Raw genomic sequence first — 20,536 nt, 5'->3', positions numbered from 1 at the left:
CCTACTTCCATACGCTGTGGCAGAGCGCTTCCTGCTGTAGCCTGTTCAAAAAAGACAGATCAACATCTTGCAGCGAATGCACAACGTATTTTACGTTCAATCTTTCCATTTCGTGACGCTGATAACTGAATGCATGTTCGGTTGTCATTCCTATAAAGGGCACTTCGTACTGCTTTGCAGCGAGGGCGACGGCGATGGTATCGTCAATAAATAAGGCCTCGTTGAAATCAAGACCGTAGATGTTCTTTATGATTTCCTTTACTCCTGGACGGATGTCGCGTGTCTGTATATAACCCTCATCATCAAAGAACTCGCGAAATGTTCCCGCATGCTCCAGGAAATAATCGCGGTCGGCTCCGCCATAGGCGACGACGCGATACCCGTTCGCTTTCAGCATTGTCAGAAAACTCTTCAATCCGGCATTCGGACGAACTCTGTTGGTAAGAAGGTAGGCCTTTCTGGTTTCGTTATAAAGCTCTATCACCTCGGATTCAGAGAGCGAAAGACGCAGCTTTCGAATCAAAAAAGACGCTGCATCTCTCTGAGAATGCGAAAGAACGTTACTCTCAATGTCTGCACAGTACTCGCCGCCCAGTTTGGTTACCACCGATTTTATGATCGGGACGAGAATACTCTGGAGTACTACTCCATCAAGATGAAGAAACACATAACGAATGCGGTCGGGCGGCATCACTGAATCTCCCGTCCTTCGACGAGGCGTCCGAAGCGAACGATGGCATCGGACAGGGTTTCGCGGTCGATGCCTGACATCTCGGTAATGGCGAAGCCGGCCCAGCAGACATCGTCCTCATCCATTCTTGTCCAGACATTCTTACATCGCCCGTACACGAAACCCGCCTGATCGAAATGCATGAAGAATTCAAGACGCGGATTCTGCAACAACAGCAGTGGAGGCTCCTTGCCGTCAGAGCGGGTCTGGAAACCGCCTTTTGAAAAATTCACGATCCGGCAGTCCCATTTCCTCGGCTCATCGCCGTCCGTGTAGCGTATGCTGATACTGATCCGGACTCTATCATTCGGATGAAACCTGGGGTCGATTTCGTAGACCTCTTCCTGGCCGGACTTTAGCTTTCTGTAGATTTTCAGAGGAAGTATCGTCGCTCGCGTGGTAACCTTGCTGATTTCCATATTCTGCTGATAGGCCGTGATCTCGAATTCAGTGTTCCTCCAGGCATTCTGTTTGTCGAGCTTAACCTCTTTCAGGATTGCACGCATTTTTACAGGAAGGTTGACTTTCGCGTACTGGTAGAATTCGCTTGCAAGCGATTCAAGCAGGAACGTGACATCCGTTAGCGGAACGCCGCCGTAGATATGATGACATGCTATGGCAAACTGCCTGGCGGCCTCTGTGATCTGCATGCCCGAGATATGCTTCAGGTTCGGAGGCGAAAAGAATTTATGGTTGCGCGGCACATGCATACTTGCGAAGAAAATATCCTTCCTCGGAACTTCCGCCACCTGTGAGAGAATCTGTGAGACCGTAGCTTTCTCAACGTTGCTGATGTGCAGGCTTTTCATGTTGAACAACTTGAGGACACGTATCTCGTCCGCTTCGGTCATATAGCCGATAAGAGCATATCTGCCCTGGTGCTCGTCGAACGTATAGAACCTGAAAAGGAACTGTCTGTCTGATTCAGCGAATGCGCCGTCGCCGGTATGCTGCGCCATTAGCTCCGCGCTGATGTATCGCGGTATGCTGCGCAGCATATATGCCTCGCCGCCGTCGATCCTGCCGTAATAATTGCAGAGAAATTCGAAATGCTCGCCTGGAATCGAAGAGGCGAGGGCATGCTCGAAAACGTCGGCCGGAATCTCGCGCGGCAGCGTACGGCGGATGTTTGCAACAAACGAATCGTCCTGCGAATAGGTTCGCGTATAGGCCTTATCGAGAATGAGAATCTCTGGCAATCTTCCTCGTAAAAGCTGATCTACCTTCGCATGATTCTGAATCCACATACTTCCCCCTTCGCGAAGACTCATAACATAACCCCGCGCTGTAAATGCTTTTTCCTATCGGACTGCTTATTTCTACGCGAAACCACAGAGAGGCCTCCTTGTCGCCCAGCCACTTGCAGGTGCTGCAAAACTGCAAGCGGGCCTATTGTTATTTTCCTGTTTTCCGTAACTGGAAAATGAGTTGACGGCTCCTTTCATACTGCTTAATCTGAGGATGTGCTTGCCGATCCCGAAGTTCAATCCCTGAAGGCCGTGGCCGATCCCGTGCGATTGCGCATTCTTCATATGCTCTTTCATCAAAAGGAGCTCTGTGTCTGTCAGTTTTCAGCCGTGTTGCGCATCTCTTATACGTCGCTTTCCAAGCATCTGCAGATACTGAAGCAGGCCGGTCTTGTGACCGACGACAGGCGGGGGCGCTGGGTCTATTATGCCATTGCACGGCAGAGCTGGAACCCATCGGCGAAGGCCGTGCTTGCCTGCGCGCGCAGATTAACGACGGGGCAGCCGTATACCACCGATCTGCTCGATACGGGGAAGGTGCTCTGCTGCGAGCTGGAAGATGTGGCCAGTCGAGGGCCGGCCTTTTTTGATAGTGCGCAGAGCGGGAAGAAATCATGCGCTACATGTTAACGTCCCTGCCTGAAATTTTCTAAAACGAAGAGAGGAATAGATTATGTCAACAGCAGAAGATTTGAAATCAATGATACGCGAAAAATACACCGTCATCGCGACGCAGAGCAAAGACGAGAACGCAACGTCCTGCTGCGGCGTCGGCGGCTGTGGTGACTATACCGTTTTCAGCGAGGATTATACGGCGACGGAAGGCTATGTTCCCGAGGCCGATCTGGGCCTCGGTTGCGGCCTTCCGCTTTCGAGTCTGCGATTGCGTAAAGGCGAAACGGTGCTTGATCTCGGCTCAGGCGCCGGGAACGACGCCTTTGTGGCCCGGGCCGCCGTCGGCGAAGAGGGGCATGTGATCGGCGTCGACTTCACGGAGGCGATGATCGAAAAGGCCCGCGCAAACGCAGAGCGGATGGGTTATGCGAACGTAGAGTTCCGGCACGGCGACATCGAAAAGCTTCCCGTCGGTCCGGCTCGCGTCGACGTCGTTACCTCGAACTGCGTGCTCAATCTTGTGCCCGATAAAGAGAAGGCCTTCTCAGAGATCTTTCGCGTGCTCAAACCCGGCGGACGCTTCGTCATATCGGACGTCGTTCTGCACGGTAGTCTTCCCGAAAAGATACAGACGGCTGCCGAGATGATTGCCGGCTGCGTCAGCGGAGCGCTGCAGCGATCGCAGTATCTGAGCATTATTTATCGCAGCGGATTCGAGCAATTGCAGCTTGTAAAGGAGCGCGCCATCGAATTGCCCGATGAGATCCTCCTGCAATACCTGAACGCCGACGAGCTGAAGCAGTTCCGCGATTCGGGCGCCGAGGTGCTCAGTATAACCGTCACAGGTGAAAAGCCGGCCGGCAGCTGCGGCTGTGGCACGGGATGCTGTTGAGTTGTCTCGTGAAGCTGCAAATCCTCGTCTTCCCTGACTGCCCGGGAAGGCAAATCCTTGAAAGGTTGACCTCGCAAATAGAGAGCAGCCTTCCTGGAGTCCTTCAGATTGAACAGATCCTGATAGATTCACCGGAACAGGCGGGCTCTTATGATTTTCATGGTTCTCCAACTCTGTTAGTCGATGGACGCGATCTGGATGAATCGAAGCGCGGTCTTCCGCCCATGTTCGGATGTCGTTTGTATGACGGAAAGCCTGCACCGGATCTGAAATGGATACTGGAACGCCTCGAGGCGAGAATGAAATGAACATAAAACAAGAATTCAAGTATCTGCTTTACCTGCTCGGTGCTTTCGCACTGATCTGGTTTTATCCGCTGGAGTCATCCGTGCAGCAAGCGGCCTTACTCGAAGGCTTCTTTATGCTTCAGGAATACGTGCATGATCATACGCTTACATGCCTGATTCCTGCTCTTTTCATCGCCGGCGGTATCGCCGCCTTCGTTTCACAGGCCTCGGTGATCAAGTATTTTGCCGGCGGAGTGTCGCGATATATATCGTATTCGGTGGCTTCTGTTTCGGGAACGGTGCTTGCCGTCTGTTCGTGCACCGTATTGCCTCTGTTCTCGGGCATCTATCGGCGCGGAGCCGGCCTCGGCCCGGCCGTGGCCTTTCTGTATTCAGGACCGGCCATCAATGTACTGGCCATCGTTTTGACGGCTCGCATATTGGGATGGGAGTTAGGCGTCACACGGTTTATTGTTTCCATCGTCTTTGCCGCTCTGATCGGTCTTTTGATGGAAAAGATCTTCCCGGCTCAACCCGTGCAGACGGCAACGATTGCCGGTGAGCGAGAGCGCCCTCTCTGGCAGGATGCGCTTTTCTTTGCTTCCATGATAGGTGTTTTGCTCAGCGCTACCTGGCAGCGGCCGGAATCGTTCGGCGATCTCTATGCGCTGATATTCGAATGGAAGTGGTGGTTAACGGCAATCTTTCTTGCTCTGACTGTCGCCGTTGCCTTTCGTTTTTTTAACGGAGAGGAACGGACCGGATGGATGCGTGAGACCTTCGAGTTCACGAAGCTGATCGTTCCGTATCTCTTTATCGGCGTTTTATCTCGGGCTGGCTTCTCGGGCGTCCCGGCAAAGGCACGGGCTTAATACCTGCCTCATATATTGAAGCGCTGGTCGGTGGTAACGGCCTTGCCTCATGCATATTCGCCTCGCTGGCCGGAGCTCTGATGTATTTCGCCACTCTCACTGAAATCCCCATTCTACAGGGCTTGATCGGAGCAGGCATGGGAAAAGGTCCGGCGCTGTCACTTCTGCTTGCGGGCCCGGCGATCAGTCTGCCGTCGTTACTTGCTCTTCGCAGTATCATGGGCCTTTCACGCACGCTGGTTTACGCCGCACTGGTTGTTGTGTTCTCCGCATTAGCGGGCTTTATTTACGGTAATTTTGTATGAACGCTCGGCCGACCATCCGGCTCAGGCGATAATTCTTTCAACAGGAGTAGATGTATGAAAATCAAGGTTCTTGGACCGGGCTGCACGAATTGTAAGGTGCTGCATGAGACGACCCAACAGGCGCTCGCTGAACTGGGACTTCAGGCTGAACTCGAGTATGTGCAGGATATGGACGAGATCGGGAAGTATATCTTCGCCACTCCAGGCCTTGTTATCGACGAAGAGGTCGTGCATCAGGGCAAGCCTCTTCCCAATCGAGAGAAGATACGCGGCTGGATTGAAAGCCGCAAACAATAGGCACAGGCGAAAAGCAAAGATCTGAGAAATCAGTCAGGGAATTCATTGTGAAGAAAATATCGGTTCTATTCTTATGCACAGGCAATACCTGCCGCAGCCAGATGGCCGACGGCTATTTACGTGGCCGCTATGGCGATCGGTTTGAATCTCATTCATCGGGATCGGCTCCCGATCTCAGAAAGTTCAGCGAAACAAACGGCGTGCATCCGTATGCCTTAGAGATGCTGAAGCGTTACGGCATCGCGACGGAAGGCCTGCATTCGAAGCTCTGGACGCCTTACATTAAAGGCGAGATTCCCATCGATATCGTCCTGACCCTCTGCGGCAGCGGGCGGGATGAGCTGGAAGAGGCCTGTCCGATCTTTCCGGGGCGAGCTGTGAAGGCGCACTGGGGTGTGGATGATCCGTCGCATGTGAAGGGAACGGCTGAAGAGATCGATCGCGCCTTTGAAGATGCCTTTCGTATCATTCGTCGCCGCATCGATGCTCTGGCAGCGTTACCCGTAGAGACGATGTCGCGAGAGGAACTTCAGCGAGAGGTTCTGCACATCGCCGCTATGGCCTGACGGCGAGAGAGAGAAAGGTTCGTTTGACACTGACAGGAGAAGGTGAGAGGGGCTGAGATGAAAGGAGTTGCACGTCGATTGAGCGGAATGGACCGTTTCTTAACGCTCTGGATTTTTCTGGCAATGGTTGCCGGTATCGCCCTTGGGCGGTTCTGGCCAGAGGCGGTAGAATTTCTCAGTAGCTTTCAATATGGCTCGACCAATCTGCTTATTGCTGTCGGTCTGATTATGATGATGGTGCCTCCGCTGGCAAAGGTACGCTTCTCGCGCATCTTTTTACTGCTCAAGGACGCACGACTGTCGGCTCTTTCGTTAACCTTGAACTGGCTGATCGGACCGATTCTCATGTTTCTTCTGGCTCTGTCCTTTTTTCATGATCAGCCCGGTTTTTATGAAGGCCTTATATTGATCGGTGTGGCGCGATGTATCGCTATGGTCCTTGTATGGAACGAGCTTGCCGACGGCGACAGGGAGCTCGCGGCCGGTCTTGTCGCGCTGAACAGCCTCTTTCAGATTCTCTTTTATTCGGGCCTTGTGTATGTTTTTCTCACTGTTGTTCCCGACATGATCGGCCTTGATGCAAGCGAATACAGGGTCAGCTTCTGGGACGTGGCTGAGAGCGTATTGATCTACCTTGGCATTCCTTTCGCCATTGCGCTGGTGTTGCGGTTAACTCTGATTTCCCGCATGGGCGAGGGATGGTATGTGGATAGATTCCAGCCGGCCATCAATCCTGTGACGCCCATTGCCCTTCTTCTCACGATTGTCGTTATGTTTGCCTCGCAGGGAGCAGCTATCATTACGCTGCCAGAGAGGGCTCTGTTGATTGCGATGCCGCTGCTTGCTTATTTTGGCATTATGTTCATCTCGGCCATGTGGATTTCAAAGCGACTGCGTTTGTCTTATGAGCAGTCGGCGGCCGTCGCTTTCACCGCTGCGGGCAACAACTTCGAGCTGGCCATTGCCGTATCGGCAGGACTCTGGGGCGTCGCATCCGAACAGGCCTTTACAGGCGTGATCGGTCCGTTGGTGGAGGTGCCGGCATTGATTCTGCTTGTCAGGGTGGCCCTGAGATTGCGGAAGCAGTTCTCGCCGAACTCGCCTGACGATTCGTTAGCAAAGAGGGCTGCTTGAGTGCTTTAACTGAATGCCAGATGACTTCTGCAGTAGGTTGATCAATTATTGGTTCTTCTTTGAACGAAACCTCTGACCGATCTGCGAGAGCGAATGTCCGGCCTCATGTTTATAGCGGCTGCCCTTTGCTTCGATGACGATCTGCGACGCATAGATGCCGGAATGGCCCGAAAAGACATAAGCGGCGACCGAGGCAAGGCCGGCATAGAGGCCCGCCTCTGCTCCGAAAAGCTCGACGGCCATAAGCGTGCAGGCCAGGGGAGTGTTAGCCGCTCCGGCAAAGACCGCGACAAATCCCATAGCGGCGAGAAGATCCATCGGTAACGGCAGCACGGACGAAAGAGCGTTACCCAGGGTAGATCCTATAAAAAATAGCGGCGTGACCTCGCCTCCGCGGAACCCCGAGCCAAGCGTCACGGCTGTGAAGACGGTTTTCGCGAGAAAGGCAAGCGGCGGTAGCTCCTGCTCGAAGGATTTTAGAATTACCGGAATGCCGAGGCCGATGTAATCCGTTCCAAGCAGGCCGACGCCGGCGACGACGATCAATCCTCCGATCGCTGCTCGAAGCGGCGGATTGGTAATATATCGGCCCATGAGCTTCTTTATCTGATGCGTGAGCGATGCAAAGAACCATCCGGCAAGGCCGAAGCAGATGCCCGCGGCAAAGGCATAAAGGGCAAGCCATCCGTCCATAAGAGGGGCGTGATCTACATGGTAATGCGTATGCGGAGTTCCGACGGCGAGAGCGGCGAGATGAGCGACGACGGCCGAGGCGAACGAAGGAAGGATGGCGCGGTATTCGACGCGACCGAGGAAATAGACCTCAAGCCCGAAGACGGCGCCGGCTAACGGCGTACCAAAGACCGAGGCAAAACCGGCGCTCATACCGGCGATCAGAATGAGTCGACGATCTTCGGCCTTGAAGCGCAGAAAGGGGGTTAACTGATCGGCGATCGACGCCCCCATCTGAACGGCCGTGCCCTCTCGACCGGCAGATCCGCCGAACAGATGCGTTAACAGTGTGCCGGCAAGCACAAGCGGCGCCATGCGCAGCGGGATAACCTTTTTCGGATCATGAATCTCTTCGAGAATAAGATTGTTTCCCCGTTCTACCGAGCTTCCCCATCGATGATAGAGATAGGCGACAGCGGCCCCTGCAGCCGGAAGAAGAAGGATCAAGAACGGAAAGGCCTCTCTCGTTTTCGTCATGAGATCGAGCGAGTAAAGAAAGAACGACGAGGCCAGTCCGACGGGGATGCCTACTACGATAGAAAGCAGAATCCACCGAATCGAATACCGTAGCAGATGAAGCTTTTCTTCCAGATCAAAGAAGCGTCGCAGCGGCTCGAAGAAGAATCGCATCCAGTCGAGCAACAACTGTCGGGATCTTTCGGTTCGCGAAGAGCGACTGATTTCGGACATACCTACCTCCACAACTCAGGCGGGCCATCGTCTACCGGATAGCCCGTTCCTAAAAGAACTTGAGTGGTAGGAGTCATCAGCACGCTTCAAAAGAGAAGGGCGGTTATAAGGCGGAACCCCATCGCCTGAGCTAAAAGATCGATCTCGGTCTTTCGCGTCAAGAAAAATGAATCCCTGAAAATCTTTGAGCGCTAAGAGAATCGGTGGCTGCAGGGTGGCTGACTGATTATCTTGCACTGAGCCCCTGGATCATGGATCGCTACCGACAGCAGATGCTTCTTCCCGAGCTTGGCCCTGACGGCCAGGATAGACTTGCCGGCGCCTCCGTTCTTGTCGTCGGAGCAGGCGGGCTCGGCTCTCCCGCTTCTCTCTATCTCGCTGCGGCGGGCATCGGTCGGCTTGTTCTTGTCGATCCCGATACGGTCGCCCTTTCGAATCTGCACAGGCAGATTCTCTTTCGCGAAGGGGATGTGGGTATGCCAAAAGTGGAAAGGGCGGGCCGCAGCCTTCATGAGTTCCGCTCTGATCTGCGGCTTGAGGCGCATGCCTGCTGGTTATCCGATGAGAACGCGGACTCTCTGATATCATCAGTCGATGTCGTGCTTGATTGCACGGATAACTTTCTTGCGAGGTATCTTCTAAATAGGATGTGCATGAATCTGTGCATACCGCTCGTTTATGCTTCCGTTGCCGCCTGGGAGGGGCAGATCACAAGCTTCGCCTTTGATACGGACGGCCCCTGTCTGGAATGCCTTTATCCGATGGCCGATGACGGCGCCCTGAACTGCAATGCGCTCGGAACGATCGGCGTCGTTCCAGGTATTCTCGGGCTCTGGCAGGCGAACGAGGCGATCCATATATTGCTCGGGCAGAGCCGGTTAACGGGCAGGCTGCTTCATATCGACCTTCTGCATCATGAGATGCGAGAGTTTCAGTATAACGTCGCTCCGGATTGTAGGTGTCGCCTGCCCGCGAATCAGCGGCACGAACCAGATCTGCATCAGGCAGTGCGCCTTTTGACGCCCGCGGAGTTTCTCGCATCATGTGCCGGTGACGCAGGCCGGCGCCAGACATTCAGTGATGCTGATTGCGGCGACTATCATGTCGTTGATGTTCGCCCCGCTTTTGAGGCGCCTGGCCTAAAAGGGGCGCTGCGCATCCCGCTTGAAGAGATCGGCGCACGCTGGACTGAATGCGTGTCGGATCGTCCCACCGTCTTTGTCTGTCAGGCCGGCGTGCGATCTTTAACGGCAGCTCAGCTTCTTGCAGAAAAGGGAAAGACAGCCTTTTCGCTCGTCGGAGGTTTGTCTGCATTAAACGAACTGCAAAGAGGTCGCTCATGAGAGATATTACCGAGAAAAACGTCACATTGCGAACGGCAACAGCCGAGGCCTCTGTATTTTTTTCTGATGCGACTCTACAGTTGATTCGTCGAGGCGAGCTACCCAAAGGCGATCCTTTTGGATTCGCAAAGGCCGCCGCCTTTCTTGGCGCCAAACAGACGGCATATCTTATTCCGCACTGTCATCCCATCCCGCTTGAGGCGCTCGATGTGCAGTTTGAGCTTTTTGATGCCGGGGCCGATCCAGCGCGGAACGGACAGGCCGGTATGCGCATCGTGGCGACGGGCAAGACCATCGCACGCACCGGCCTCGAGATGGAAGTGCTCACCGCCGTCAGTGTGGCGGCGTTAACCATATACGATCTTCTCAAGCCCGTCGACGTCGATCTGCGGATCGGCGACATGCGTCTTACTGAAAAGACGGGCGGCAAAAGCGACCGACGACTGCGTGTCGATGCCGGCACGACGGCTGCCGTTCTTGTTATCAGTGATTCCACTGCTGCGGGAAGACGCGAAGATCGTGCCGGACGGTCCGTGCGTGATCTGCTTGAGAAGCTCGGCGTGCAGGTTGTGCATTACAGTATCGTTCCCGACGATGAACAGGCGATTCGAACTGCCGTGAAACGCTGGGTTGACGAAGATATACATTTCATCTTCTGTGCCGGCGGTACCGGATTCGGACCACAGGATGTTACGGTCGAGGCTCTCAGGCCCATACTTGAAAAAGAGGGCCCCGGTATCGCCGAAACCATGCGTCGTTACGGTATGGATCGCACGCCCGTAGCCATGCTTTCGCGCTCGCTTGCCGGCAGTATCGGGCATTCGGCCGTGCTTGCATTGCCGGGAAGCACGGCCGGCGCAACGGAGAGCGTGCACGCCGTTCTGCCTGCTCTCTTTCACATGAGACGCATGCTGGTCGGAGGCGGTCATGAATGATTGAATACGATGAAGCGCTGCGCCTTGTGCTGGAGGCCGTTCCGGCGAATGCTCTTGCAACGGAGCGCGTTCCGCTGCTTGATGCAATAGGGCGTTTTACGGCGTCGCCCGTCGTCAGTGATCGGAGTTATCCACCCTTTGATCGGGCGACGATGGACGGCTATGCCGTTCGTCTTTCTGATCTGGATTCGGATCGGCCGATAGCGATAAGCGCTACGATATTCGCCGGCGATGCGCAGAGAAGCTATGACGCCCCCGTACGCCTCATGACGGGGGCGGCCGTTCCCATCGGTGCGGATTGTGTGATACCGCGCGAAGAGGTAGATGAGTCTCAGGGTGAGGTGATTTCTCTGACGCCGAAGGCCCGGGTTTCGGCGGGCCGCAATATTGCGCGATGCGGCGAGGATCTAAAGCCAGGTGAACTGATCTTTCCTGCCGGTACACAGATTGACGGGACGATGATCGGCCTGCTTGCCGCCATCGGCGAATCGCATCCGCTCTGTTCGGTATCGCCGCGTATAACGATCGTCTCGACGGGTAACGAAATCGTTTCAATCGACGATAAGCCGCAGCCGACGCAGATTCGTAACTCCAATGCGGCGACCGTACAGGCCTTTTTCAAGCGAATGAATGTTCCCGTTCAAAGAACGGAGCATCTTCGCGACGATGCCGCATCGGCGACGCCTGTTCTCGAAGAATGCCTGCATACCGATCTTTTGATTCTTAGCGGCGGCGTCTCTGCCGGCGATGCCGATTTCGTACCCGGCGTCTTGCATGCTCTTGGTGTGCAGCAGATCTTTCATGGCGTCGCCATCAAACCAGGCAAGCCGATCTGGTTCGGTTACAGAGACGTCGATCGTCATCGCACGCTTGTCTTTGCTCTTCCGGGTAACCCCGTCGCCGTTCAGGTCGCTCTGCCTCTTTTTATTGAGCCGCTTCTGCGTCGCTGGCATGGATCGCCCCTTTCATCTAATCTCTATCTACCTCTTGTCGGTGAGGCAAGGCCCGATACGCGTCGCATGCAGATCCTGCCGGGCAGACTGATCTCAGGTCCGCATCCCGGCGTTGAGATCCTCAAAACAAACGGAAGCGGCGATATACGCGCATCGGTCGGTTCCGATGGACTGGTCTTTCTTGAGCGATCATGGGCGCCGGGCGATACGGTTCGGTTTCGATTGCATGGCGGAGGCCGCTGATGTCGTCGGTTGATCGCAGCTTTCGGTCATTACGCCTTTCTTTAACCGAAGACTGCAATATGGCCTGCGTTTACTGCGTTGCCGAAGGCGCCGGGCGTTTTGTCAGATCGTCCGTCTCGGTCGAGACGTTGATCGATCGCGTGAGGCGCTTGCATCAGAGACTTCAGCTTGCGGAGGTTCGCCTCACGGGCGGCGAGCCGCTGCTCTTTAGCGCTCTTCCTGAACTGGTCGCCGGTCTGCAGGAGATGCAGATTCCTCGATTATCGCTGACCTCGAACGGACTTCTGCTGACGGATAAAAAGGTCGCTGAATTGAAAAGCGCAGGTTTAACCGATATCAATCTTTCTCTGGATGCCGCCTCGACGACGACCTTTGCCCGTATCGGAGCGGTTAACGGAGCAGGTCTGGGTCGAGTTCGCAAGGCCGTCGACGCCGCACTGAAAGCCGACATACCGACGAAGCTGAACTGTACGGTGCTACGATCTTATAACGATCACGAAATCGTCGATCTGCTGGATTTCGCTCTTGAAAGAGGGCTTGCCATACGCTTTCTTGAACTGATGAAGATGGGCCCGTCGATCGAGACGCATGACCGCTGGTTTGTGCCTGTAGCCGAGATGATTGAGCAAATCAAGCAGCGCTATGACGTAACTCGGTTCGATAGAGGGCAATCGGCGACTGCGCGATACTACGAGGTGCGGTCGAAGGTCGGTGACGATCGAAAGGGTCGGTTCGGAACGATCGCCAATCACAGCGAGCCGTTCTGCTCGGACTGCGACCGACTGCGACTCAGTGCAGACGGAAACCTGTTCGGTTGTCTCAGTCATGCCATCGGAACGCCGATGCCTGCCGACGACGTCGAGCTGCAATCCGTGCTTGTGAGTCTCCTGAATACGAAGAAGAGCGCCTTTACGGGAAGCGCGCTTTCGATGAAATATATTGGAGGATAACGATGGCATTAAGCATTCGAGCCTATGGCCCCCTTCGACAGCATATGCCGCAGAGATTTGCTTTTGAATCAGACGGAATCGAGAACGGACGTATGTTGCTTGCGAGCCTGAGCGAGCTTTATCCAACGGCGGCGTCTCTCTTGAAAAGCTGTCGTGTGGCCGCAGGAGACGTGATTCTTGATCCCGAATCGGCACTGGGCGAAGGCGAGGTATCTCTTCTTCCACCGTCCAGTGGGGGTTAGTCGTAGAGGTCTGGCATGAAGGCATTCGAACACGCAGCAGAACCTGTCGATCTGAAGAAGGTGGGACGACATATCAGCGCAGATCCGCTGGAGCTGCCTGCCCTTGTAGGCCGGTATCACGACCCGGCAGCCGGCGCCTTTGTCTTCTTCAGTGGAGAGACGCGCAACCACCATGCGAATAGAGCGGTGCAGACGCTTTTTTATGAAGCCCATGAGAGTCTGGCCGAGCGCCTGATTCGTTCGATTATCGATGAGGCCGTAAAAAGACATGAGTTGAAGCAGGCCTTTGCGGTGCATCGTATCGGCGAGGTTCCTGTTGGCGAGTCTGCGGTCGTCGTGATTACGGCATCGGCGCATCGTGAGGCCGCCTATGCCGCGAATCAGGAGATCATTCATCGCATCAAGACCGAGGTGCCGATCTGGAAGCTCGAACGCTTTGCCGATGGGACCGAGGCATGGAGTGAAGGGTGCCGCCATTGAGCCGGCCGGATGGATCGAGTAAGCCCGGCGAATCGAACGATCGGCCGATCGGACTGATCCTCTGCGGCGGGCAGAGCAGCCGCATGGGTCGGGAGAAAGGCCTCGTCCCGCTTGCGAAATCCTCCGAATCGGAGTCTGACGGCACTTTCGTGGATAACGCTATAGCGCTTCTTCGGCCCTTTGTTTCAGACGTGTATCTGTCTTTACGCGAAGAGCAGGCCTCTCTTTACGAGAGCCGGGTGGAAGGCTGCAAACAAGTTCGCTTCATCTTCGACGAATCCGTCGCCTCTGGGCCTCTGCGCGGACTGCTCTCGGCCCATAGAGCGATGCCCGAAGCATCGATTCTTCTGCTTGCCGTCGATATGATCCGCTTGCAGGGCCGGCATATTCAGGCTCTTCTGGAAAGAGAAGAGCCTGAGAATGAAAAGCGTAGCGCCTGCTACAGACATGCGTCCGGGCACTATGAGCCGTTAATCGCCTATTACCGTAGCGACGACCTTCACCGTATAGCGAAGTGGAGTGCAGCATCGCCGCAAGCCGGCCTTTCTTACTGGTTGCAGAAGCTACGGATTGCCGCTCTTCCCATTAGCGACGCCGAGGCTCCATTTTTTGCAAGTCAGAATTCAGAACTGAAAATTAACCGAATCGACCGGTGATATAATCCTCGGTAAGCTTCTGCCCCGGATTGGTGAAGATCTTAAACGTCGACTCGTATTCGATCAGCTTGCCCTGATAGAAAAGAGCCGTATAATCGCCGATACGCGCCGCCTGTTGCATGTTGTGCGTGACGATGATGATGCTGTAATCCTCTTTGAGTTCGAGGATCAGCTCTTCGATCTTATTCGTCGAGATCGGATCAAGCGATGCCGTCGGTTCGTCCATGAGAAGCACCTCGGGCTGCATGGCGATAGCGCGGGCGATGCAGAGTCGCTGCTGCTGACCTCCGGAAAGCGAGTAGGCGCTCTCTTTTAGCTTGTCTTTTACCTCGTCCCACAGGTAGGCTTTGGAAAGAGCCTCGTACACGAGTTCGTCGAGATCGCCTGTATAACCGTTGATCTTCGGGCCAAGGGCGATATTCTCGTGAATGGACTTAGGGAACGGATTCGGGCTCTGAAAAACCATGCCGACGCGAAGCCGGATTTCCACCGCATCCTGTTTCGGATCGTAGATGTCTTTGCCGTCGAGAAGCACCGAGCCTTCGACGCGAAAGCCGTCGATAAAGTCGTTCATACGATTGAGCGTGCGCAGGAACGTACTCTTGCCGCAACCGGAAGGGCCGATCAGGGCCGAAACGCGGTTTTTGTAAAGATCCAGATTCAGGTCATGAACGGCCTGAAACTTTCCATAGAACAGATTGCAATCGCGAACCTGAATGCACGCTGCAAGTGCCTCTCTTCTTTCTTCCTGATCCTGATTTCTTGAAACTTCGATCTTTTCCATGTTCAATAAATTCCTGTAAAGTATCAACCGTGCAGAGAGCTCAATTTTCTCTGAAAGAATACGCGTAAGTAGATGGCGACAGCATTCATTGAGAGAAGCACAGCCAGCAGTATGATGATGGCCGCCGCCGAGATGTCGTGAAATCCCTTCTGTGGCAGCGATGCCCAGTTAAAGATCTGAATCGGCAGTACGGTGAATCCGTCCATAATGCTTGATGGAGCGAAGGCGACGTATGTCAGGGCGCCGATCATGATCAGCGGAGCGGTCTCGCCGATGGCGCGAGACAGTCCGATGATGACGCCCGTTAATATGCCCGGCATGGCGACGGGCAGCACCTGATATTTCACGACCTGCCAGCGCGTCATGCCGATGCCGTAGCCTCCGAAGCGAAACGAATCGGGAACGGCTCTAAGCGCTTCCTGTGTGGCGATGGTGATCGTCGGCAGAATCAAGAGCGCCATCGTCAGTGCGCCGGCAATGACGCTGCGACCGAGCCCCATCCAGCGAACAAACAGTGTTAACCCGAGAATACCGTAGATGATAGAAGGCACGCCGGCAAGGTTCTGAATATTGATCTTGATGAACTGCACGAATCGATTCGAATGCGATGAGTATTCTTCGAGATAGATGGCCGCTGTCATACCCATACCGATTGCAAAAAAGCCCGTAAGCGACATGTTCCAGATCGTGCCCATAATGGCGGGAAAGACGCCGGATTTCTCGGGAAATCGCGAAGGAGGATTCGTTAAAAAATCCGTCGTCAGATGCGGAATACCCGATGCCGTGATGCTGAGCAGCAGATGTACCAGGATGACAAGCGCAGCCACGTTCGTGATCAGGCAGATAAACTGGAAAATGGCTCCGTAAACGTAGTAGCGACGGTTAACGGCCGGTTCGAACTTGATCATTTATAAACCTCACGGAAGCGCCGGACGATCTGCAATGCCAGGATATTGAAGGCAAAGGTCATGACAAAGAGCGTCAATCCGATAGCGTAGATAGTATAATATTCGATGCTGCCCGCCGGCGTATCACCGAGAGAGATCTGAACGATAAAAGCGGTCATCGTCTGAATCGATTCCAGATAGTTCCAGTTCATGTTAGGCGATGAACCGGCGGCCAGCGTTACGGCCATCGTTTCACCGACGGCTCGCGAAAAGGCGAGAATAAACGAGGCGACGATGCCCGAAAGAGCGGCCGGAACGACGATGCGCGTCACGACATGAAACTTCGTCATGCCAAGGGCGTAGCCGGCGTTGCGTATGCTTGAAGGCACGACGCGGATCGCTTCGGCTGAAAGCGATGAGACCATCGGCAGCGTGCTTATGCCCACGACGATCGATGCGGATAACGCGTTAAAAAGCCCCATCTCGGGCCAGATCTTCTGCAAGGCTGGCGTCACGACGTCGAGGGCGAAGTAGCCATAGACGACGGTGGGAATGCCGCCCAGGATCTCGATGATGGGCGTAACGATCTCGCGAAATGATCGCGGCGCATAGAGGGTGAGAAAGATGGCCGTGCCCATGCCCAGCGGAATAGCGACAAGGCTTGATCCGAGGGCGATCATCATGGTGCCGCTGATTAGAGGCAGCACGCCCAAATGCTTCGGCTGACCGAAAGGAGACCATACGGTGCCCGTAAAGAACTCCCATGCCGAAACGCGTCTGAAGAATTCGACGCCGTCCACAAGCAGAACGGCAATGATGCCCAGCGTTACACCCATCGTAAGATAGGCGTTCAGGCGAAAGAAATTACGAATGATGATTTCAGATTTAGAATATGAAGGGCGTTCGCCGAATCGGGAGAAAACCGTTTTCCTGTCTTCGCGAATGGCTCGCGTGAGTATTCTGCGCTGTTCGGATTTCGACTGTTCCAGATTGATTTCCATAACCGTTCCGTAAAAAAGATGAGCGGGCGACTGATGCCACCCGCATACCAATTATTTGTAGAGATTCAGGATCTCCAGCTGTCCGCCATGCGTATCGGCGGCCGGCGAACCGACCTTGCCAGAATCGAAATAGGTTTTGAGCAGGGTGTATTCTTCGGGCTTCAGAGGAATGTATCCTACCTGCTTGACGAGCGTCGGCGCGTTGTCGAAGTAGAAGTTGATGAAATTCTTGATCTCTTCTTTTTCAGAGGCGGTTTTTGCCACATAGATGAAGATCGGTCGTGAAAGAGGCGCATAGGCTCCGCTCATGACGTTCTCAAGAGTGGGCAGCTCGGCCTTTTTCGACTTCGGGTTTACGACAGGAACGGCACGCAGAGTCGCCTGGTTCTCTTCGTAGTAAGCGACGCCGAAGAAACCGACGGCTCCTTTATCGCCCGAAACGCCTTTTACAAGTACGTTGTCGTCTTCGCTGAATACGGCGTCACCGCGTACCTTTACGTCTTTACCGAGGATCACTTCGGCGAAATAGTCGAAGGTTCCCGAATCCTGACCCGGCGAATACACCTTCAGAGGCTCGGCCGGCCAGCTGGCGCGGATGTCTTTCCAGGTTTTTACATTGGCGTCACCGAAAGCTTTTTTCAGTTCGTCGACGGTGATGTCCTGAACGAAGTCGTTTTCTTTCGCAACGACGATGGACAGTCCGTCATAGGCGACGGGCAGCTCGATGTATTCAATCTTTTTCTCTTCGCATTTCTCGATCTCGGATTTCTTGATCGGACGCGATGCGTCAGAGATGTGCGTCTCGCCGACGCAGAACTTTTTGAACCCGCCGCCCGTGCCGGAAATTCCGACCGTTACGTTGATGTTCTTGTTCGCTTTTTGAAACTCTTCGGCCACGGCCTGTGTGATGGGGTACACCGTGCTCGATCCGTCGATGCTGATGACCTTTTTTTCTCCGCCGCAGCTAATCGTCGCAGCAAAGAGAAGGACCGATCCGACGACGCTGAGGCGTTCTTTCGTCATAGTCATAGATTTCTCCATAATCCTGATTGTGAGCCCGATATCCGGGCTGTCTGACACACCATCGCCGTGAATTGTTACAGATAGATGACAGAATTCTTTCAGCCGTTCTTTTCAACACCCGCCTGGCTTGCTGAGGCGGTTTCCGTTCGTCGTCATACGGACGTCATCAAACTGTAAACCTGACCGTGCAATCTGCTGCGAGAACTTTTCTGATGGACCGGGCGGATTTATCGGTAATTTTGCGTCACAGCCTTCGGTAGAGGGCGGCATACACCCGGATCTCGGATACTGTAGCGGACACTATATATGAACAAAAAGCATCTTGATGAATTGAAAGAGCAGATCTCCCTCATGGCGCGCCGTGCTGAGAGCATTTTCGATAAGGCACTGGAGGTGCTGCGCGATGCGCACCACGATCGTTTTCAGGACGTTCTGCTCATGGACAGAGATCTGAACAAGATGGAAATGGAACTCGATCAATCCTGCATCCGCCTGCTTGCTCTGAAAGATCCCTTCGCCGTCGATCTGCGTTTCATCCTGTCGGTCATGAAATCCGTGCGCGACCTGGAGCGCATCGGCGACGAATCCAAGACCATCGCCAAATGGAGCGTGAAGCTGCCCGCCGATTTCATGTCATCTGACCTGAGCCATCTCATCGACAATGCGCGTAAGGCCCTTCAGCTTGCCATCCAGGCCCTGCTTCATGATGATGAGGCGGCGGCTAACGAATGCCTTCAGGTTGAAGAGTATGTCGACGAATACGAGGACCGCGTGCTGCTCACCGATCCGGCTCTGCCTCTCGGCCTGATCACGCGTTCTCTGGAGCGTATCGGTGATCTGTCGTCCAATATCTCAGAGAACGTCATCTACTATCTGGAGGCGAAAGACATACGCCACCAGGAAGAGCAGCAGCAACAGTAAGGCCCGCAAAATCGGACGCTTCCCCCATCGCCCTATTACAGGCGACGGGTTCGGTGACTGCTTATGGCGACGGGAAACGGTCGGCGATACGTTCGGCCATCGCCGCAATCGTAAGCGAGGGGTTAGGCCCGACCGACGTTGGCAGGATGCTTGCATCGACGACGTAAAGCCCCGGGTGGCCGTAAGCCTCGCCGTTCCCGTCCACCACTCCCGTATCGGCCGAATCCGACATCGGACAGCCGCCAAGCGGATGCACGGCGATCATCTTATTCATATACGTGAGCGGATTGTCAAGGAAGGTGCCGCCCAGCCCGTCGGCGATCTTACGCATCTCGCGTCGAACTCTGTCATAGTGCAGTTTGCTGTTCTTCATCCTCCAGCGGATCAGCGGCTGATCATCGTCGGTCAGTTCGATGTGTCCGTCGTTGCGGTCCCTTCCCATGCCGAGAAGCAGATGCGATTTTCGCACGAAGTCGTCCCGGTCGATGAAATAGGCGATATCGTCGCCGATGTTGATCTCGCGTCGGAACCGATGAAGCCCGGTGAGCGACAATAGCCTGTTGAAAACGCGCACGACTCCGCGCACCATAAACTTGATCACACGCATGAAGGCGCTTGCTGAGGCGAAACGACCGATGACGAACCAGGAGATGAAAGAAGGGAATCCGGCGTCCTGGATAACCATGCCATGGGCGAATCCGTCAGGATACGGCTGGAAACGGTACTCGATGGCCGTCGTGATCACGGGTCCGTTTGTGGGGACGATGTCGTGATCGGTTTTGAGGGCCGTGCCTTCAAGATCGCCGTTGCCGCACCAGCCTTTGCCGAGAGCGGGGCTGAGCTGCGTCAGCTTGCCGTACTTTCGCATCTTCAGAAGAAGCGTCGTTGAACCGATAGAACCGGCCGATACGATGACTCTGCGCGCCGAAATCGTCGTCTGTTCGCCCCTGCTGACGGGATTCACATAGGTGATTGTATAACCCCCATTGGCGGGCACGATGCTTTCAACGTCGGCCAGCGTGCGCACCTCAGCGGCCTTGCCCTTCGGACCGAGTAGCGACTGGTTGCAGGCCCGGGCGATATAATTCAGATCGAGCGTGTTCTTCGCATGTATGTTGCAACCAATGTCGCATTCGCCGCATTTGTTGCATTTTGACTGGATCACACCGTGTGAGTTCACAGTCTGATGTCCTGGAAAATCCCCCTCGAAGCGCACGGCCAGCTTTGGAAAATGAAACTGATGCGGCACAAGAGTATCTGAGGCGTCGGCAAGCTTCGCCGAAACCTGCTTCATCCAGTGCGCCTTCGGAGTATCTCTATAATAAGGGTCGGTTTCGAAAGGATAGGGCGATGCCTCCATCGTATGCTCTACACGATCATAATACGGATCAAGCTCGGTGCGCGTGATGCCCGACGGCCAGCCGGCGAAGAAATCGGCAGGCATTCTGTAAAGGACGTTTGCATAGATGAGAGACCCGCCTCCAAGACCGCTGGCGCGCACCGAGAAGGCGTCCGATTTCGGATAAGCGTCGAATTCCATAAAACCGTATTTGGCGTCTTCGGGGTCCCAGAAGACGCCTTCGCGAAACTCGTTCATGCGGCGCGGAAACTCATGCATGCCATAACGGCGACCCCGCTCGAGCAAGCATACGCGATGGCCTTTTTCGGCAAGGCGCAGCGTCATCACCGAGCCTCCGAATCCCGAGCCTATTACGATCACATCAAAATCAAAAGACATAGACGACTCCTTT

Annotated in this window: 24 protein-coding genes and 1 riboswitch; of the genes, 16 read left to right on the top strand and 8 right to left on the bottom strand. The window is 54.6% G+C overall.

Annotated elements, in window-relative coordinates; all coding sequences use genetic code 11:
• Window position 1: 1 nt before the first annotated feature.
• Both LEPIL_RS04420 and LEPIL_RS04415 read right to left on the bottom strand, forming a co-directional pair.
• Window positions 2-691 (bottom strand): HAD family hydrolase, encoded by a 690-nt coding sequence (locus tag LEPIL_RS04420; protein ID WP_002770367.1) that lies wholly within the window; start codon window positions 689-691, stop codon window positions 2-4.
• The gene (locus tag LEPIL_RS04415; RefSeq protein WP_078123288.1) at window positions 691-2,001 is read right to left on the bottom strand and encodes an AfsA-related hotdog domain-containing protein; all 1,311 of its coding nucleotides are present in this window, start codon (window positions 1,999-2,001) and stop codon (window positions 691-693) included. Before LEPIL_RS04415 ends, LEPIL_RS04420 begins: the two co-directional genes overlap by 1 nt.
• A 192-nt stretch (window positions 2,002-2,193) precedes the next feature.
• Here LEPIL_RS04415 and LEPIL_RS21615 point away from each other — a divergent pair, with 192 nt between their 5' ends.
• Genes LEPIL_RS21615 through arsB form a run of 8 tightly spaced genes read left to right on the top strand, consistent with a single transcriptional unit; the run spans window position 2,194 to window position 6,945 of the window.
• The gene (locus tag LEPIL_RS21615) at window positions 2,194-2,607 is read left to right on the top strand and encodes an ArsR/SmtB family transcription factor (RefSeq protein ID WP_002770363.1); all 414 of its coding nucleotides are present in this window, start codon (window positions 2,194-2,196) and stop codon (window positions 2,605-2,607) included.
• 43 nt (window positions 2,608-2,650) lie between these two features.
• Complete coding sequence (gene arsM / locus LEPIL_RS04405; RefSeq protein ID WP_002770361.1) at window positions 2,651-3,484, top strand: arsenite methyltransferase; 834 nt, start codon at window positions 2,651-2,653, stop codon at window positions 3,482-3,484.
• A gap of 8 nt (window positions 3,485-3,492) precedes the next feature.
• Entirely contained in the window at window positions 3,493-3,792 is a 300-nt protein-coding gene (locus tag LEPIL_RS04400; protein WP_143464648.1) for a hypothetical protein, read from the top strand.
• Window positions 3,789-4,643 (top strand): permease, encoded by an 855-nt coding sequence (locus LEPIL_RS23875; protein WP_211208611.1) that lies wholly within the window; start codon window positions 3,789-3,791, stop codon window positions 4,641-4,643. The genes LEPIL_RS04400 and LEPIL_RS23875 overlap by 4 nt, the downstream gene beginning before the upstream one ends.
• Window positions 4,598-4,948, top strand: a complete 351-nt coding sequence (locus tag LEPIL_RS24020; RefSeq protein WP_211208672.1) for a permease — start codon at window positions 4,598-4,600, stop codon at window positions 4,946-4,948. The genes LEPIL_RS23875 and LEPIL_RS24020 overlap by 46 nt, the downstream gene beginning before the upstream one ends.
• A gap of 54 nt (window positions 4,949-5,002) precedes the next feature.
• On the top strand, window positions 5,003-5,245 hold the full coding sequence (locus tag LEPIL_RS04390; RefSeq protein ID WP_002770354.1) for a thioredoxin family protein: 243 nt from the start codon (window positions 5,003-5,005) through the stop codon (window positions 5,243-5,245).
• A gap of 47 nt (window positions 5,246-5,292) precedes the next feature.
• Window positions 5,293-5,811 carry an arsenate reductase ArsC gene (locus LEPIL_RS04385; protein WP_002770352.1) on the top strand — a complete coding sequence of 173 codons (519 nt, stop codon included), beginning with the start codon at window positions 5,293-5,295 and terminating at the stop codon, window positions 5,809-5,811.
• A 57-nt stretch (window positions 5,812-5,868) separates the two neighbouring features.
• Complete coding sequence (gene arsB / locus LEPIL_RS04380) at window positions 5,869-6,945, top strand: ACR3 family arsenite efflux transporter (RefSeq protein WP_002770350.1); 1,077 nt, start codon at window positions 5,869-5,871, stop codon at window positions 6,943-6,945.
• Between the two features lie 45 nt (window positions 6,946-6,990).
• Here the strand turns inward: arsB and LEPIL_RS04375 are convergent, their stop codons facing one another.
• The gene (locus LEPIL_RS04375) at window positions 6,991-8,367 is read right to left on the bottom strand and encodes a voltage-gated chloride channel family protein (RefSeq protein ID WP_002770348.1); all 1,377 of its coding nucleotides are present in this window, start codon (window positions 8,365-8,367) and stop codon (window positions 6,991-6,993) included.
• Window positions 8,368-8,427: 60 nt separating this feature from the next.
• Window positions 8,428-8,502: riboswitch (Fluoride riboswitch) on the bottom strand.
• A gap of 68 nt (window positions 8,503-8,570) precedes the next feature.
• Here LEPIL_RS04375 and LEPIL_RS04370 point away from each other — a divergent pair.
• Genes LEPIL_RS04370 through mobA form a run of 7 tightly spaced genes read left to right on the top strand, consistent with a single transcriptional unit; the run spans window position 8,571 to window position 14,169 of the window.
• Window positions 8,571-9,710: a HesA/MoeB/ThiF family protein gene (locus LEPIL_RS04370; protein WP_002770346.1), complete on the top strand. Its 1,140-nt coding sequence runs from the start codon at window positions 8,571-8,573 to the stop codon at window positions 9,708-9,710.
• Window positions 9,707-10,645 (top strand): bifunctional molybdenum cofactor biosynthesis protein MoaC/MoaB, encoded by a 939-nt coding sequence (gene moaCB / locus LEPIL_RS04365; protein WP_002770344.1) that lies wholly within the window; start codon window positions 9,707-9,709, stop codon window positions 10,643-10,645. Before LEPIL_RS04370 ends, moaCB begins: the two co-directional genes overlap by 4 nt.
• Window positions 10,642-11,841 (top strand): molybdopterin molybdotransferase MoeA, encoded by a 1,200-nt coding sequence (locus tag LEPIL_RS04360; protein ID WP_002770343.1) that lies wholly within the window; start codon window positions 10,642-10,644, stop codon window positions 11,839-11,841. The genes moaCB and LEPIL_RS04360 overlap by 4 nt, the downstream gene beginning before the upstream one ends.
• Entirely contained in the window at window positions 11,841-12,791 is a 951-nt protein-coding gene (locus LEPIL_RS04355) for a GTP 3',8-cyclase MoaA (protein WP_002770342.1), read from the top strand. The genes LEPIL_RS04360 and LEPIL_RS04355 overlap by 1 nt, the downstream gene beginning before the upstream one ends.
• A gap of 2 nt (window positions 12,792-12,793) precedes the next feature.
• Window positions 12,794-13,033: a MoaD/ThiS family protein gene (locus LEPIL_RS04350; protein WP_002770341.1), complete on the top strand. Its 240-nt coding sequence runs from the start codon at window positions 12,794-12,796 to the stop codon at window positions 13,031-13,033.
• A gap of 15 nt (window positions 13,034-13,048) precedes the next feature.
• Complete coding sequence (locus LEPIL_RS04345) at window positions 13,049-13,513, top strand: molybdenum cofactor biosynthesis protein MoaE (protein WP_002770340.1); 465 nt, start codon at window positions 13,049-13,051, stop codon at window positions 13,511-13,513.
• Window positions 13,501-14,169, top strand: a complete 669-nt coding sequence (gene mobA / locus LEPIL_RS04340; protein ID WP_002770336.1) for a molybdenum cofactor guanylyltransferase — start codon at window positions 13,501-13,503, stop codon at window positions 14,167-14,169. Before LEPIL_RS04345 ends, mobA begins: the two co-directional genes overlap by 13 nt.
• On the opposite strand, the gene pstB is transcribed toward mobA, so the two are convergent.
• From pstB to LEPIL_RS04320, 4 genes are read right to left on the bottom strand one after another with little or no spacing between them, the layout of a single operon-like run.
• On the bottom strand, window positions 14,150-14,953 hold the full coding sequence (gene pstB / locus LEPIL_RS04335; RefSeq protein WP_002770335.1) for a phosphate ABC transporter ATP-binding protein PstB: 804 nt from the start codon (window positions 14,951-14,953) through the stop codon (window positions 14,150-14,152). The two genes, mobA and pstB, sit on opposite strands and share 20 nt — an antisense overlap.
• Before the next feature lie 23 nt (window positions 14,954-14,976).
• Entirely contained in the window at window positions 14,977-15,861 is an 885-nt protein-coding gene (pstA, locus tag LEPIL_RS04330) for a phosphate ABC transporter permease PstA (RefSeq protein ID WP_002770334.1), read from the bottom strand.
• Window positions 15,858-16,841: a phosphate ABC transporter permease subunit PstC gene (gene pstC, locus LEPIL_RS04325; protein ID WP_002770331.1), complete on the bottom strand. Its 984-nt coding sequence runs from the start codon at window positions 16,839-16,841 to the stop codon at window positions 15,858-15,860. The genes pstA and pstC overlap by 4 nt, the downstream gene beginning before the upstream one ends.
• 51 nt (window positions 16,842-16,892) lie before the next feature.
• Window positions 16,893-17,870, bottom strand: a complete 978-nt coding sequence (locus LEPIL_RS04320) for a PstS family phosphate ABC transporter substrate-binding protein (RefSeq protein ID WP_002770329.1) — start codon at window positions 17,868-17,870, stop codon at window positions 16,893-16,895.
• 300 nt (window positions 17,871-18,170) lie between these two features.
• Here LEPIL_RS04320 and phoU point away from each other — a divergent pair, with 300 nt between their 5' ends.
• Window positions 18,171-18,785, top strand: a complete 615-nt coding sequence (gene phoU, locus LEPIL_RS04315; RefSeq protein ID WP_002770328.1) for a phosphate signaling complex protein PhoU — start codon at window positions 18,171-18,173, stop codon at window positions 18,783-18,785.
• Between the two features lie 61 nt (window positions 18,786-18,846).
• Here phoU and LEPIL_RS04310 read toward each other — a convergent pair whose 3' ends face one another.
• Window positions 18,847-20,523 carry a GMC oxidoreductase gene (locus LEPIL_RS04310; RefSeq protein ID WP_002770326.1) on the bottom strand — a complete coding sequence of 559 codons (1,677 nt, stop codon included), beginning with the start codon at window positions 20,521-20,523 and terminating at the stop codon, window positions 18,847-18,849.
• Window positions 20,524-20,536: the final 13 nt, after the last annotated feature.

It is taken from the genome of Leptonema illini DSM 21528 (genome assembly GCF_000243335.1).
Classification (GTDB): domain Bacteria; phylum Spirochaetota; class Leptospiria; order Leptospirales; family Leptonemataceae; genus Leptonema; species Leptonema illini.
Note: the sequence above shows the minus strand (reverse complement) of the source record. Positions and strands in the feature narration are given on the sequence as shown.

Bases quoted from the DNA above. Each gene is read 5' to 3' on its own strand.
- LEPIL_RS04420 (WP_002770367.1), bottom strand. From the start codon at position 691: ATGCCGCCCGACCGCATTCGTTATGTGTTTCTTCATCTTGATGGAGTA.
- LEPIL_RS04415 (WP_078123288.1), bottom strand. From the start codon at position 2,001: ATGAGTCTTCGCGAAGGGGGAAGTATGTGGATTCAGAATCATGCGAAG.
- arsM (WP_002770361.1), top strand. From the start codon at position 2,651: ATGTCAACAGCAGAAGATTTGAAATCAATGATACGCGAAAAATACACC.
- LEPIL_RS23875 (WP_211208611.1), top strand. From the start codon at position 3,789: ATGAACATAAAACAAGAATTCAAGTATCTGCTTTACCTGCTCGGTGCT.
- LEPIL_RS04390 (WP_002770354.1), top strand. From the start codon at position 5,003: ATGAAAATCAAGGTTCTTGGACCGGGCTGCACGAATTGTAAGGTGCTG.
- arsB (WP_002770350.1), top strand. From the start codon at position 5,869: ATGAAAGGAGTTGCACGTCGATTGAGCGGAATGGACCGTTTCTTAACG.
- LEPIL_RS04375 (WP_002770348.1), bottom strand. From the start codon at position 8,367: ATGTCCGAAATCAGTCGCTCTTCGCGAACCGAAAGATCCCGACAGTTG.
- moaCB (WP_002770344.1), top strand. From the start codon at position 9,707: ATGAGAGATATTACCGAGAAAAACGTCACATTGCGAACGGCAACAGCC.
- LEPIL_RS04360 (WP_002770343.1), top strand. From the start codon at position 10,642: ATGATTGAATACGATGAAGCGCTGCGCCTTGTGCTGGAGGCCGTTCCG.
- LEPIL_RS04355 (WP_002770342.1), top strand. From the start codon at position 11,841: ATGTCGTCGGTTGATCGCAGCTTTCGGTCATTACGCCTTTCTTTAACC.
- LEPIL_RS04350 (WP_002770341.1), top strand. From the start codon at position 12,794: ATGGCATTAAGCATTCGAGCCTATGGCCCCCTTCGACAGCATATGCCG.
- LEPIL_RS04345 (WP_002770340.1), top strand. From the start codon at position 13,049: ATGAAGGCATTCGAACACGCAGCAGAACCTGTCGATCTGAAGAAGGTG.
- pstB (WP_002770335.1), bottom strand. From the start codon at position 14,953: ATGGAAAAGATCGAAGTTTCAAGAAATCAGGATCAGGAAGAAAGAAGA.
- pstA (WP_002770334.1), bottom strand. From the start codon at position 15,861: ATGATCAAGTTCGAACCGGCCGTTAACCGTCGCTACTACGTTTACGGA.
- pstC (WP_002770331.1), bottom strand. From the start codon at position 16,841: ATGGAAATCAATCTGGAACAGTCGAAATCCGAACAGCGCAGAATACTC.
- LEPIL_RS04320 (WP_002770329.1), bottom strand. From the start codon at position 17,870: ATGACTATGACGAAAGAACGCCTCAGCGTCGTCGGATCGGTCCTTCTC.
- phoU (WP_002770328.1), top strand. From the start codon at position 18,171: ATGAACAAAAAGCATCTTGATGAATTGAAAGAGCAGATCTCCCTCATG.
- LEPIL_RS04310 (WP_002770326.1), bottom strand. From the start codon at position 20,523: ATGTCTTTTGATTTTGATGTGATCGTAATAGGCTCGGGATTCGGAGGC.